This window comes from Micromonospora sp. H61 (assembly GCF_018070325.1).
GTDB classification, from domain to species: domain Bacteria; phylum Actinomycetota; class Actinomycetes; order Mycobacteriales; family Micromonosporaceae; genus Micromonospora; species Micromonospora salmantinae.
The window spans coordinates 29,371-42,610 of record NZ_JAGPXY010000020.1 but is presented as its reverse complement, the minus strand read 5'-3'; the positions used below and the strand labels follow the sequence as shown (position 1 = coordinate 42,610).

Below are 13,240 nucleotides of genomic sequence, written 5' to 3'. Positions count from 1 at the left end.
TGGGCAATATGTCACAGCGCTGTGGGCATGCCTGGCGTCGCGGCGGCCGCGAGCAGTCGTCGCGGTCGAAAATTGCGGGGTACGCGGAGCGCTGGTGCCGCACACTTACCCATCATGCTGGCATCGGTTCGGAGCGTCGCGAATCTGGCCGCTGCGCAGGCGCAGGGTCGTCAGGTCAAATTCCTGTTCTTCTGGGGGCACCAGCCCGAACGTGACGGTGGTGTCGGCGCAGGTTGCCTGAGTCAGTGGTGGCCGGCGCCGTTCACCGCCGGCGACATGCGGTTCGCCACTGCGGAGCACTACATGATGTGGCGCAAGGCCATCCTGTTCGGCGACCGCGCGATGGCGGAACAGATCCTCGCCGCGCCGCATCCCCACGCCGCGAAGGTGCTGGGCGGACGCGTCGCGGGTTTCGATCAGCAGACCTGGAGTGAACACCGCATCGCGATCGTGGTGGCCGGCAACCTCGCGAAATTCGATCAACACCCCGCGCTCCGGGCGTTTCTGCTGGCCACCGGGCAGCGAGTCCTGGTGGAGGCCAGCCCGGTCGACCGGATCTGGGGCATCGGCCTGAACCGCGACGATCCGGCTGCTGTCGACCCCGCCTGTTGGCGAGGCCTCAACCTGCTGGGCTTCGCGCTCATGCAGGTGCGTGAGGTGCTTGAGGATCACGGTCGGCAGGGGACGGTTCCGGCGTGACTCCCGGCTTCGCCGGACGTCCGGTCATCGTCCTCGATGTGGACCGACCGCTGATCACTTTCAAGGCCCGACCGGTTGGCCAGCCGACCGCCGATGGGTGAGGGCTCACCACCCGGCGCGGGCGCTGCTGCGCCGCGTTGACTCGTACACGGGCCTGACCGAAGCGGACTTCGCCGTCGTCCATCGATGGCTTCAGGAGGGTGGCGGCACGGTCTGACCGGGACTGTGGATGACGGGTGGCGTGACCGGGGTCCCGGGGGAGTGGCCGCGGTCGATCCCTTGACACTCGTAGATGCGATCGCTAACACTTGTCCGCAACGCGAACTTAACGAGCCGAACACATTGCGTCTGTGGTCGTGTGACGCGCCAGAGGCACCGCATGCGAACACTCCACCCCGTCGCCAGGGCCGCTCAAGCCTGAGCCCGGATACCGCCTGCTCTTGTTAACGCTAACATAGATGATCTTGCGAGAGGGGTCGGGACGGTGATTCTGTCGGGAGCATCGACCAAGCGTCCACGTGCCCTCCTCGTGCTCTCCGCCGTGGCCGCCGCGGCTGTCGTGGTGGTGGCCGACGGGCCGGCGCAAGCCGCCAGCCTGCCGACCGGCGCGGTCTCGCTGGAGGCGATCAACCAGTCCGGACGGTACGTGCGGCACATCGACTATCTCGGTCAGCTCGACCCGGTCACCTCCAGCAGCGCCAACCAGACCAAGCTCGATGCCACCTTCACCGTGGTCAACGGTTTGGCGTCGCCGACCTGCTACTCGTTCCAGACCAGGACGGGCATGTTCCTGCGGCACCGCGACTACCGGCTCCGGGTCGATGCGAACACCGGCGACGCGGCGTTCCGGGCCGACGCCACCTTCTGCGCCGTGGAGGGCTCGGTCAGCGGATCGGTGGCGCTGGTCTCGTATAACTACCCGAGCCGGCGGATCCGGCACCGCGACTTCGCACTCTGGCTCGATGCCTACCAGGACACGGCCGCGTTCCGGGCGGACAGCGCCTTCCGCCTCGTCGCGCCCTGGGCGCCCAGGACCACCAAGGGGCCGGTGATTCCGGGTCTCTTCGCCGATCCGCACCTCACCGTGTTCAACGGCCGCTACTACCTGTACCCGACCACTGACGGTTACGCGAGATGGGCCGGCACCTACTACAAGGCGTTCTCCTCGACCGACCTGGTCAACTGGACCGACCACGGCGTGATCCTCGACCACGGTCCGGACGTGTCCTGGGCGGACAACTCGGCCTGGGCGCCGGCGGTGGCCAGCGCCAACGGCCGCTACTACCTGTACTTCAGCGGTGGCGCGGCCAGCGGCAACACGGCCAAACAGCTAGGCGTGGCCGTGGCTGACCACCCCACCGGACCGTTCCGTGACGCGCTGGGCCGGCCGCTGATCCGCAGCGACCAGTTCTCCGGCGGGCAGACGATCGACCCCATGGTGTTCACCGACGACGACGGGCAGTCCTACCTGTACTGGGGGCAGGGCGTCGCGCGGGCGGTGCGGTTGAACGCCGACATGGTCTCCTTCGATGCGGCGCAGGCACGGGTCATCACCCCGTCGGGCTACAACGAGGCACCGTTCGTGTTCAAACGCAACGGTCTCTACTACTTCATGTGGTCGGAGAACGACACGCGCAGCGAGGACTACCGGGTCGCCTACGCCACCGGCCCCTCACCCCTCGGGCCGTGGACAAGGCGCGGCGTGGTGCTGCAGAAGCGCCTCGACGTCGGCATCAAGGGCACCGGTCACCACTCTGTGGTCCGCGCCCCCGGCAGCGACACCTGGTACATCGCCTACCACCGCTTCGCCGTGCCGACCGGCAACGGCACCAATCGCGAGACCGCCATCGACCGGATGGAGTTCAGCACCGACGGCACCATCCGGCCTGTCGCACCGACGCTCTAGCTGACCGGTAAGCCCCCTGCGCGAAGGAGAGAGACACATGTCGAGAGTCCTCGCCCGGCTCTGCGCGGTTGCGGTGGCCGCGAGCCTGCTGTTCTCCACCTGGTCGGCGGCGACACCCAAGGAGGCGGCCGCGCTCGACCCGACCGTCGGCTACCTGATGGCGCACTTCACCGGTGAGTCGTCGACCGACCAGCAGATCTACCTCGCCCACAGCACCGACGGCCTACGCTGGACCGACCTCAACAACGGTGGGCTCGTGCTGCGGTCCACGGTCGGCACCCGCGGCGTCCGCGATCCCGCCCTGGTCCGCTCGCCGGCCGGCGACCGGTACTGGATCATTGCCACGGACCTGTGCATCGGCTGCGGTCAGGACTGGTCGACCGCGATCAACAACGGCAGCCGGAGCCTCGTCGTGTGGGAGTCCACCGACCTGGTCAACTGGTCGGCGCCGTGGTTGCTGAACGTCGCCGGCGCAATTCCGGACGGACGCAACGCCTGGGCACCGGAGGCGATCTGGAACCCGGCCACCGGCGACTACGTCCTCTACTGGGCGACGAACGTCCCGCTCAACGGCGCGACCAAGCACCGCATCTACTACGCGCGCACGACGGACTTCCGCAGCGTCACCACGCCGCAGGTCTACGTCGACCGGCCGGGAAACCAGGAAATCATCGACACGCAGATCGTCGAGGTGCCGGCCGGAGTCGGCGCCTACCGCTACGTCCGGGCCTCCCGGGACGGCCAGATCGCCATCGAGGGCAGCAACTCCATCCTCGGCACCTGGACCAGCCTCGGAAACCTCTCCGGCATCGGGCTGACCGGTGCGCAGGTCGAAGGCCCGATGTGGATGAAGATGAACACGCGCAACGAGTGGGTCCTCTACCTCGACCAGTACTCCAGCGGGCGCGGCTACCTGCCGGTCCTGACCACCGATCCGTCGAGCCCGGGCAGCTACCGACTGCCGGCGTCCGGCTCGTACGCGATGGGCGGCACCAAGAAACGGCACGGTTCGATCCTCAACCTGACCGCTGCCGAACAGAACCGGGTGCTCGCCCGCTGGCCCGCCACAGCGGTCAACCGGATCCAGTCGTACAACTTCCAGGACCGGTACGTGCGGCACTACGACTACGACGTCCGCATCGACCCGAACGTGAGCCCTGCGCAGGACGGCCAGTGGCGGGTGGTGCCCGGCCTGGTCGGCTCCGGCACCGTCTCCATCCAGTCGGTCAACTACCCGGGCCACTACCTGCGCCACTACGGATACGACTTCCGGTTGGAAGCCAACGACGGCACCGCCACCTTCGCCGCCGACGCCACCTTCCGGCAGGTCGCCGGCCTGGCCAACTCGTCGTGGACGTCGTTCCAGTCCTACAGCCACCCGGACCGCTACCTCCGGCACTACGCCTACCTGCTCCGGCTCGACCCGGTGTCCGACGCGCAGAGCCGTGCCGACGCCACCTTCCGCGTGACCAGCTGAACCTGGTCCCTCTCCAAGGAGTTCCGACTGTGGCACTACATCGACGGGTGCTCTGCGCCCTGGTGGCCGCGTTGACGGCGATGGTTGGCATCGTCGCCGTCGCGTCGTCGCCGGCGACCGCCGCCACCAACCAGTTCCGAGGCATGAACTGGGCCATGCTGGGTGACAACTTCAAGACCAGCCCGCTCGTCGTGCAGGGCCTGAGCATGTCCGACAGCAACGCGACCGTGCGGGCCAAGGCCAATGCCCTCTACGACGACATGGCGTCCACCATGGGGGTCAACACCATCCGACTGCCCATCAACACCCACACGGTGGGGACGGCCTGGTGGGAGGCATATCGAGGCGCCATCGACGCGGCCACCGCCCGCGGCTTCAAGGTCATCCTCGCCTACTGGGAGGACGGCGCCGCCTCCGGCGGCAGGATCACGAACCTCGCCGCGTGGAACGCGATGTGGTCCACAGTGACCAACACGTACGGCACGAACACCAACGTCTACTTCGAGCCGATGAACGAGCCGCACGGCTACAGCTCGGCGGAGTGGCGCAACGTCGCGGCGAACTGGCTCAGCTACCACTACTCGGCGGTGCCCGGCCGGGTGCTGATCGGCGGCACCGGCTTCAGCCAGGACCTGCGCGACATCTGCAACGACAGCCGATTCAACTCGACGCTGCTGTCCTTCCACTACTACGCCTTCTTCTACGGCGCGATGACCTACGACGCCTTCCGCAGCCACATCCAGGCCCGCCTCGGCAACTGCGCCTCCCGCGCGGTCGCGACCGAGTTCGGCGCGCCCATGAACGACGGCCGCAACTACGCCGACGCGGGCAGCACCGACAACTTCGTGCGCTACATCCGCGCCATGGCCCAGGTCATGCGCGACAATCAGATGGGCGGCACCTACTGGCCCGCCCTCGGTGGCAAGACCGGCACCATCGGCTACGACTGGTACTCGATGTTCGCGCTGAACGGTACCGGCACCGACCTCAACCTGACCGTCCGCAACACCTCGGGCGCGGACCGGATCCGGTACGCGTGGGGCGACACCGTCGGCGGCGACCCGACGACGCCTCCGCCGTCGACGGGGACGTACTACCGGATCAACGTGCGGCACAGCGGCAAGGCCATGGACGTCCAGTCACCGAACACCGACAACGGCGCGCGCGTCGGCCAGTACACGTACGGTGGTGGTGCGTGGCAGCAGTGGCAGTTCCAGGACGCCGGCAGCGGCTACTGGCGCATCATCAGCCGTAACAGCGGAAAGTGCCTCGACGTGGTGAGCGCGTCGACCGCCGACGGCGCCGAGCTCGTCCAGTACACCTGCGGCACCGGCACCAACCAGCAGTTCCAGATGGTCACCAACGGCGGCTACTTCCAGCTCCGGGCACGACACAGCAACAAGTGCGTGGACGTGCCGGCAGCCGCGACTGCGGACGGAGTGGTCCTCAAGCAGTACTCGTGCAACTCCGGCACCAACCAGCAGTGGTCACGCACCGCAGTCTGAATTGTCGTCCCGACCGAGTCACTGATCCACGCTCCGGCCCGCACAACCCGGTACCCGGGATGTGCGGGCCGGAGCGACGCCGTCTGACGCCGGTCTTTCGGCGTAGGCGTTGGCCACCTGGAATGAGTCCTCGTGGAGGCGCACCTCGCGCCGACCTCGTCCACCTGCCGGAGGAGCCCACCATCGTCTGAGCGCTGAAGACGCTGCCTGCGCCGGCAGCCAGCAGGTAACGACTGTCCCGTCGGAGTGGGGGAGCACTCAGCTGGGCCTGGCGTTGCGCTACCGTCAAGGCGCGCACCTCGGCGTCGATCAGTCCACGTCCGCCGGCCGTCGATGGTCCGCAGGACCCCACCAAATCCAAGGAGAACCCGATGCCGGAGCCTGAACCCGCCCAAGACGACCCCGCGGTGGCTGCCGACACCTCAACGGCCGAGACCGAGACCGAACAGCCGGCCGTTCCCGCGAATCGGGCTGCCCGACGGGCGAAGGGCAAGGTGGCCTCACCTCAACCGCATGGAAAGGGTCAGCACCTCGGTGGCCGCGGCTCGGTCCAGAGCCCTCGCCAGTACGGTAACCGCCGTAGCGGTTGATCAGCGGGTCCCGCCACGACGCTCGCGATTGCGACCCGACCTGCCCGGAGTCTCTCGGCGGTCCAGCACCGGTGCGTTCGTGGTGCGGCGTATGCCGACCGGGCAAAGTGGCACCCGCAAGCCGGCGTAGGTCGGCTTTGTCGGCGACCACGGGTACGGTTTCGGTGCTCGGCACGTACGGGCGTCGGCGGCACGTCGTCGGGGCCGGAGCGGCCAGCCCGGTGGTGACGGACCGTGGGAGGGAGCGACGGTGGCGCAGCGGAGAGCACTGGTGGTTCGGGGCGGTTGGGAGGGGCACCAGCCGGTCAAGGCGACGGAGTTGTTCCTCCCCTTCCTCGAACGTAGCGGCTATGCCGTAAGGGTCGAGGAGTCGACTGAGATCTACGCCGACGCCGCCGAAATGGCCGCGACCGACCTCGTCGTGCAGTGCATGACGATGTCGCAGATCACCGCGGACCAGGTGGCGGGCCTCAGCGCGGCGGTCATCGCCGGCACGGGCTTCACCGGCTGGCACGGCGGCATCGTTGACTCGTTCCGCGCGTCTTCCGAATACCTGCACCTGGTGGGCGGCCAGTTCGCGACCCATCCGGGCCGGGAGCCGTGTGAGCGTCACGGTGGCCCGGAGGACAACTTCCTGCCGCACACCGTGCGCGTCACCGACCTCGGCCGGGAGCACCCGATCACTGCGGGCATCGAGGGCTTCGACCTGGTCACCGAACAGTACTGGGTGCTGCACGATGATCTGATCGACGTGCTGGCCGTGACCACCCACCCGACGCAGGCGTGGCATCCGTGGCGTCGCCCGGTCACCTCACCGGCGATCTGGACCCGCGAGTGGGGTGCCGGGCGCATCGTCGTGACGACCCCGGGACACAGCCTCGACGTGCTGGAGCACGCGGATGTCCGTACCGTGATCGAGAGGGGGATGGTGTGGGCGACCCGCACCGCGTCGGCGTCATAGGTCTCGGGGTCATCTCCCGCGCATACCTGGACACACTCGCGGGCCACCCTGAGGTCGACATCGTCGCGGTGGCCGACCTCGACGTCTCCCGGTCGGCCGAGGTCGCTGCCACGATTCCTGGAGCCGAGGCGATGAGTGTCGAGCGTCTGCTCGCCCGCCCGGACGTGCAGACCGTGCTCAACCTCACCATCCCCGCGGCCCATGCCGACATCTCGCTGGGCACGATCGACGCCGGCAAGAACGTGTATGTGGAAAAGCCGCTCGCCGTGACGTTTCCGGACGGCCGCTCGATCATCGATCGGGCCGTGTCGGCCGGCGTCCGCGTCGGGTGCGCGCCGGACACCGTCCTGGGTACGGGTACGCAGACGGCGCGGGCGGCGATCGACGGCGGGCTCATCGGCCGCCCGATGTCCGCATCGGCTGTCATGGTCACTCCGGGACACGAGCGCTGGCATCCCAATCCCGACTTCTACTACGCCCCGGGCGGCGGCCCGATGCTGGACATGGGGCCGTACTACATCTCGGCGCTCATCCACCTGCTCGGGCCGGTCCGGGCGGTGACCGGAGCCGCCAGCCGCCTGCGCGCCGAGCGCGTCATCGGCTCGGGCCCGCGCACCGGCCAGCGGATCCCGGTGGGGGTGGACACCCACCTCACCGGCGTACTCGAGCACACCAACGGTGCGCTCTCCACCATCACGACGAGCTTCGACGGCGTCAGGACGACGGCCGCACCGATCGAGGTGCACGGCGAGGCCGGCACGCTCGCCGTACCCGATCCGAACTACTTCGACGGTGAAGTCCGCCTCTTCGCGCTCGGCGACACCGAATGGCGCGCTCTCGAACCGCGGGCCGGTTACGCCGGGGCTTCCCGGGGCATCGGTCTGATCGACCTGGTCAGGGCCGACGATCAGCGTCCCCCGCGCGCCGACGGTGACGTCGCACTGCACGTACTCGAGACCATGACCAGCCTGCTCCGGTCGGCGACCGAAGGCCAGCGGATCGAGCTGACGACGGTGGTGGAGCGGCCGGTGCCGGTTCCGCTCACTCCGATCGAGGACTGGACGGCCTACCAGGCGTCGTGAGCTGGTCGCGTTGACGGGCGGAAGGGCCGGCCGGCGCCGACAATGGGGGAGTGGCACCCGCCTTTGTCCTGCATCACCACCGCAAACCACGACCGCACTTCGACCTGCGGCTCGAAGAAGACGGTGTGCTGCGCTCATGGGCGGTGCCTCGCGGTCTGCCGGACAGCTCCAGCGACAACCGGCTCGCGATCGCCGTGCCCGACCACGATCTCGATCACCTCACCTACGAGGACGTCGACAAGTCGATCGCCGACATCGGCACCTGGGAGGAGCATGATCGCACCGACCGCCGGATGCTGTTCACGTTGCACGGCCGCACCGGTCGCCGGCGATACGCGCTCATTCGCACCGGCGAGGGATGGCTGCTGCACCTGACGAGGGAGCAGCCTGCGGACCAGCACGGATAGCTGGCCACAGGCTCCAGTGGTGCTCGCGTGGCTGTGCCGGCGGTCGGTGTGAGCCCGTCCCGTCACGTCAGGTCGGGTGCCACCGTCGACTCGATAGGTCCTAGCATCACGGCATGGCGACACGGCTTGTTCAGATCAACATGAAGGCTCGCGACGACTCCGCGCTGGGCGGTTTCTGGGCGCAGGCGCTGGGTTGGGGAGTCTCCAGTGAGGGACCCGGCGTGACCAACCTCGAACCCGAGGGCTTCGTCTACCCTGACCCCGTCGCTGTCTGCGTCGACCTCGTCGTCTCCTCGGAGCCCAAATCGGTGAAGAACCGCGTGCACGTGGACCTCGCCACCACCTCGACGGCCCACCAGGCGCAGGTGGTCGCACGCCTGATGGATCTCGGCGCAACCGTTGCCGACGTGGGCCAGGGTGACGTGCCGTGGACGGTCATGACCGACCCGGAGGGCAACGAGTTCTGCGTCCTGGAGCCCAGGGCGCTCTACCGGGACACCGGACCGATCGCCGCCGTAGTGGTCGACTGCGCTGATCCGCGAGCCATGGCCCGATTCTGGAGCGAGGCCACGGATTGGACCCTGCACGAGGTCACCGATCAGGGTGCGAGATTGCGCTCCGCCAAGGGCGTCGGGCCCTACCTGGAGTTCGTCCGTACCCCTGACGTGAAGAGCGGGTGGAACCGCGTCCACCTCGACGTCCGTCCGTACCCCGGTGACGACCCGGAGGTCGAGGCGGCCAGGCTGCGGAGTCTCGGCGCGAGCCCCATCGACCTGGGGCAAGACGTTCCGTGGCGGGTGCTCGCCGACCCGGAGGGCAACGAGTTCTGTCTCCTCACCCCGGGCTGATTCAAGCTTGAGCGCCGCGGTTCAGGCCGAGGAACCGGGTGGCGACGGGGACGCCTCGACCGTCTGTCGCCCACCGTGGACGGCGACCCCGGTCAGCCGGATGTTCCCCAGCGCCTCGGGAACGTGCGGATCGGTGGCGAGGATCCCGTCGTTCACGTCGAGCCCGAGCATCGTCCGCAGGAACAGCAGGGGTGCGCCGCTGGCCCAGGCCTGGGGATTGCAGGCGGTGGGGTACGGCACGGGTCGTCGGCCGAGCGAGCGGTCGTACCCGGAGATCGCCTCGGGCAGGCGGTGCTCGAAGTGGGCGGCGGCCTCCAGCATCGCCACAGCGATGCGGTTCGCGGCGTCGCGGTGGCCATACCGAGCGAGCCCGGCGGCGATGATCGAGTTGTCGTGTGGCCACACGGTCCCGAGGTGGTAGCCGATGGGGTTGTAACCCACGTCCTCGGTGGAAAGGGTCCGGACACCCCAGCCGGAGAACATCTGGTCGGACATCAACTGCCGGGCCACCGTGGCGGCACGGTCCGGCGGGACGATGCCGCTCCACAGCAGGTGACCCATGTTGGAGGTCATCGAGTCGATGGGGCGCTTGTCGGCGTCGAGGCCGATCGCGTAGTAGCCGCCGCGCGCGGGCAGCCAGTAGTCGCGGTTGAAGCGTTCGCGCAGCTCGGCGGCCTCGGTACGCAACCGTCGCGCCAATGCGCGGTCGGCCCACGGGCCGTCGGCGAGTTGCGCCGCGCGAAGCTTCGCGTCATAGGTGTAGCCCTGGATCTCACAGGTCGCGACCGGCAGGGAGGGAAGGCTGCTGTCGGCGAACTGGACCCCGTCCGGTGAGTCGCGCCAGCAGTGGTTGCGCATACCTTCGGGGGAGCGGGTGGCGTACTCGACGTAGCCGTCGCCGTCGCGGTCCCCGAAGGTGTCGATCCACCGCAGAGCCGCGTCGGCGTTCGGCCGCAACCGCTGGACCAGTGCGTCGTCGCCCGTCCACCGCCAGTACTCGGAGAGCAGGATGAGCCACAGTTGGGTGGTGTCGGCCGCACCGAAGCATGGGCCGTACGGCATGATGCCGAGCTGCGTCAGCTCGCCGGAGCGGAACTCGTGAAGGATCTTTCCCGGTTCCTCGTCGCTGAAGTCGTCGATGGCGCCGCCCTGGTGCGCGGCGAGAGTGACCAGCGCGCCCCGCGCGACGTCGGGTCCGCAGCTGACGCTCTGGTAGGCGGTGATCAAAGTGTCTCGTCCGAAGACCGCCAGGAACCAGGGCATGCCGGCGGCCAGCAGAACGACCTGCTCACCCCGAATCTCCTTGGCGATCCGCATCGACACCAGATCGCTGGCCGACTTGTGGTACACGTCGCGCAACAGGTCTGATTCGGCGCTCAGGTGCGGCTTGTTCGCCCTCCACCGCCAGGCTGCGTCGTCGGCGCCGGGGTCCTGCTCTTCGCCGAAGGTGCGGCTGACGGGCTGGTAGTCCCTGCCCCGACAGTTCAGCAGCACCCGCAGCTCACAACCCCAGGTCTGACCTCGCCCCAGGTGCACGTCCCAGACCAGTGCGTCGCCCTCGACCCGATCGGCACGCGGCTCGGCCTCGATGGTGGTGACGGCCGACCAGTGCGAATTCTGGTAGGAGAAAGACAGCGCTGAGCCGTCCGACCGGTGGGTCCGCCGGATGTCGGCCAGCCTGCTCCGTCCCGTTCCCTTTATCTCGAACAAATCAGCGAAGTCCGCGCCGACATCCAACCGCAGACGCACGGAGACCGGCTCGGCACCGAAATATTGCACAGTGATCCGCTCGTGCATGCCGTCGCCGACGAAACGCTCCCGTCGCACGCCGACCCGGTTCGCCGCCAGGCCCTCGATCTCAGGGTTCGCCAGAAAGAAGGCCGCTGAGTAGGGATCGACAGGGTTTGCGCTGAGGACGAGTGGAGCATTCCCGTCGAGGGTCAGCTCCCAGCGGCTGAGGTAGCGGGTGTCGTCGTGTACCAGGCCAGCGATGGAGTCGCTCGGCACGTTCCCGGCCGGATCGGACAACATGAAGGTGCGGCCTTCGAATATGCCGACAGCGTCCGATCCCAACTCCGGAGGCATGTCCCGGTTGGCTCCACCGTGAGCCTTGTCGGATTGTTGCGTTGTCGACGGGGACCCGGACGGTGTCGACTGAGATTGCATGCCATTCTCTCCCCCCGGTTGGCAGGGTAAAGACCCCGCCACGCACCGCAGTCTAGGACTCGAGAAGATGACCTCGCTGCGATATCGAAAGGCGCGAACCGGGTTCGGGCAACGGCGCTATTGCGGCGAAAAGCGGCAGTTCGTGGCCCGAACGAGGCTCCACCGCGAACGTTGGCATTAGGGCAACCCCGCTCTATGGTGGGGGCATGCCGCCGGTGACGTTCCGCTCGCCCGCCGCCACCGAGGTGGCGGTGAGCGGTGCTGTGCGCGTGCCGACGACGACACGCCCCAAGGCCGACATGCGGGTGCCGGTTGTCCGCCCGCCGCACACCGCGCCCACGTGCACAACGTCGAGCCCGATGCGAACCGGCCGAGGCCCACCTGCGGAGTCGTTGCATACCCAGAACGACCGCCAGGGCGAAGCTATCCAAGCTTCGGCCCTTTTTGTTTTTCCCACCCATTCCCCTTGAAAGGCAGATCATGAGCGTCGATCATCGTCGTACTCTCGACCAGAGTTGGCTGGCTGACCTGCGAGTGTCCCTGGCGGACGACTTCGCCACCCAGACGGCTCGGCTGCGGGAACTGACCGAGCTCAACGCGGACACCGGCGACCCCGGCGAGGCCCACAACCAGGCCGCGCTGCTGCTGGCGACCCGTCAGAACATCGAGCAGATCACCGGTGCGTTGAACCGGATCAGCGACGGCACCTACGGTGCCTGCCAGAGATGCGGCCAGAGCATCCCGACCGAGCGGCTCGAAATTCTCCCGCACGCTCGCTTCTGTGTGCCGTGCCAGGAGAAGCAGAACAGGTGACGCCGGGGTGTGGCTGCCGTACCGCCGGCGCGGCAGCCACACCGTCAGGTGCGAGAGGGGAGACAACAGCCCCTCAGCCTCTCTGCGGCGCGGGCTCAGCTCGGCGCAGGGCCACCGCGGCGACGGCCCGAGTCGGACGCCGCAGGTACCACTCGGCCACCGCAAGGTTGATCAACCAGCCGGCGACCACCAGGCCGGCCCGGACGTTACCGTCGGGCTGTTCACCGGTCGCGATGAAATACGGCGCGTGGGTGAACGCCTGGGTACCGGCGCCGAGGCCGATCGCGTAACCGCGCGCCATCCACCTGCGGTGCTGGGCGATGTCCCGGCGTAACACGGCGGCGAGGCCGAGCAGGATCGCGCCGGCCATGGCCGAGCCGAAGACGAGTCGCATGCCGGCGAGCACGTCGTTGTCATGGGCCGGCAGGTCGTACGCGACGGCCATCCACAGGCCGGTGAAGGCGACCGTCAGCCCGCAGGGGACGAGCACGCGGCCGGTACGGCGGTGCCAGGAGTGGCGGCGCAGACGGGGCACGAACTGGAACGCGCCGAGGATCGTGTAGACCGCCGCGCCGACGATGTGCAGCACCACCGGCAGCGGATCGGCGACGAAGCGCGCGTTGGCCGGGGTGACCTCCGGTCCGCTGCCCAGCTCGGTGAGGCGTCCGGCGCCGGCGAGCATCGGTATCAGGCCCAGCAGGATCAACGCGGCCGGTAGCCGCCACTCGCGCATCGTCATGCCATCGATGGTGTACGCCGCACCCGCCCTCGCTCATCGGCACATGG

At 68.4% G+C, this 13,240-nt stretch carries 11 protein-coding genes; 9 read left to right on the top strand and 2 right to left on the bottom strand.

Annotated elements, in window-relative coordinates; translation table 11 throughout:
• Window positions 1–114: 114 nt before the first annotated feature.
• From KBX08_RS12955 to KBX08_RS12920, 8 genes are all read left to right on the top strand, one after another.
• Window positions 115–699, top strand: a complete 585-nt coding sequence (locus KBX08_RS12955) for an NADAR family protein (protein ID WP_210783627.1) — start codon at window positions 115–117, stop codon at window positions 697–699.
• A gap of 529 nt (window positions 700–1,228) precedes the next feature.
• Window positions 1,229–2,605 carry a family 43 glycosylhydrolase gene (locus tag KBX08_RS12950; protein WP_210783625.1) on the top strand — a complete coding sequence of 459 codons (1,377 nt, stop codon included), beginning with the start codon at window positions 1,229–1,231 and terminating at the stop codon, window positions 2,603–2,605.
• A 37-nt stretch (window positions 2,606–2,642) separates the two neighbouring features.
• Window positions 2,643–4,082 (top strand): glycoside hydrolase family 43 protein, encoded by a 1,440-nt coding sequence (locus tag KBX08_RS12945; protein WP_210783623.1) that lies wholly within the window; start codon window positions 2,643–2,645, stop codon window positions 4,080–4,082.
• Window positions 4,083–4,111: 29 nt separating this feature from the next.
• A complete protein-coding gene (locus tag KBX08_RS12940; protein WP_307850528.1) occupies window positions 4,112–5,587 on the top strand; it encodes an RICIN domain-containing protein in 1,476 nt (491 codons plus the stop codon).
• 840 nt (window positions 5,588–6,427) lie between these two features.
• The gene (locus KBX08_RS12935; RefSeq protein ID WP_210783621.1) at window positions 6,428–7,138 is read left to right on the top strand and encodes a ThuA domain-containing protein; all 711 of its coding nucleotides are present in this window, start codon (window positions 6,428–6,430) and stop codon (window positions 7,136–7,138) included.
• Complete coding sequence (locus KBX08_RS12930) at window positions 7,108–8,220, top strand: Gfo/Idh/MocA family protein (RefSeq protein WP_210783619.1); 1,113 nt, start codon at window positions 7,108–7,110, stop codon at window positions 8,218–8,220. Before KBX08_RS12935 ends, KBX08_RS12930 begins: the two co-directional genes overlap by 31 nt.
• 50 nt (window positions 8,221–8,270) lie before the next feature.
• Window positions 8,271–8,627: a DNA polymerase ligase N-terminal domain-containing protein gene (locus tag KBX08_RS12925; RefSeq protein ID WP_210783617.1), complete on the top strand. Its 357-nt coding sequence runs from the start codon at window positions 8,271–8,273 to the stop codon at window positions 8,625–8,627.
• Window positions 8,628–8,740: 113 nt separating this feature from the next.
• Window positions 8,741–9,475: a VOC family protein gene (locus KBX08_RS12920; RefSeq protein WP_210783615.1), complete on the top strand. Its 735-nt coding sequence runs from the start codon at window positions 8,741–8,743 to the stop codon at window positions 9,473–9,475.
• 21 nt (window positions 9,476–9,496) lie between these two features.
• On the opposite strand, the gene KBX08_RS12915 is transcribed toward KBX08_RS12920, so the two are convergent.
• Complete coding sequence (locus KBX08_RS12915) at window positions 9,497–11,560, bottom strand: glycogen debranching N-terminal domain-containing protein (protein WP_282102822.1); 2,064 nt, start codon at window positions 11,558–11,560, stop codon at window positions 9,497–9,499.
• 561 nt (window positions 11,561–12,121) lie between these two features.
• On the opposite strand from KBX08_RS12915, the gene KBX08_RS12910 reads away from it, so the two are divergent.
• On the top strand, window positions 12,122–12,454 hold the full coding sequence (locus KBX08_RS12910; RefSeq protein ID WP_210783611.1) for a TraR/DksA C4-type zinc finger protein: 333 nt from the start codon (window positions 12,122–12,124) through the stop codon (window positions 12,452–12,454).
• A 73-nt stretch (window positions 12,455–12,527) separates the two neighbouring features.
• Here the strand turns inward: KBX08_RS12910 and KBX08_RS12905 are convergent, their stop codons facing one another.
• Entirely contained in the window at window positions 12,528–13,193 is a 666-nt protein-coding gene (locus tag KBX08_RS12905; protein WP_210783609.1) for a DUF2306 domain-containing protein, read from the bottom strand.
• Between the last annotated feature and the right edge of the window lie 47 nt (window positions 13,194–13,240).

What these genes read in the sequence shown, in the direction of transcription:
- KBX08_RS12955 (WP_210783627.1), top strand. Translation starts at nt 115, where the DNA reads ATGCTGGCATCGGTTCGGAGCGTCGCGAATCTGGCCGCTGCGCAGGCG.
- KBX08_RS12945 (WP_210783623.1), top strand. Translation starts at nt 2,643, where the DNA reads ATGTCGAGAGTCCTCGCCCGGCTCTGCGCGGTTGCGGTGGCCGCGAGC.
- KBX08_RS12920 (WP_210783615.1), top strand. Translation starts at nt 8,741, where the DNA reads ATGGCGACACGGCTTGTTCAGATCAACATGAAGGCTCGCGACGACTCC.
- KBX08_RS12915 (WP_282102822.1), bottom strand. Translation starts at nt 11,560, where the DNA reads ATGCCTCCGGAGTTGGGATCGGACGCTGTCGGCATATTCGAAGGCCGC.
- KBX08_RS12910 (WP_210783611.1), top strand. Translation starts at nt 12,122, where the DNA reads ATGAGCGTCGATCATCGTCGTACTCTCGACCAGAGTTGGCTGGCTGAC.
- KBX08_RS12905 (WP_210783609.1), bottom strand. Translation starts at nt 13,193, where the DNA reads ATGACGATGCGCGAGTGGCGGCTACCGGCCGCGTTGATCCTGCTGGGC.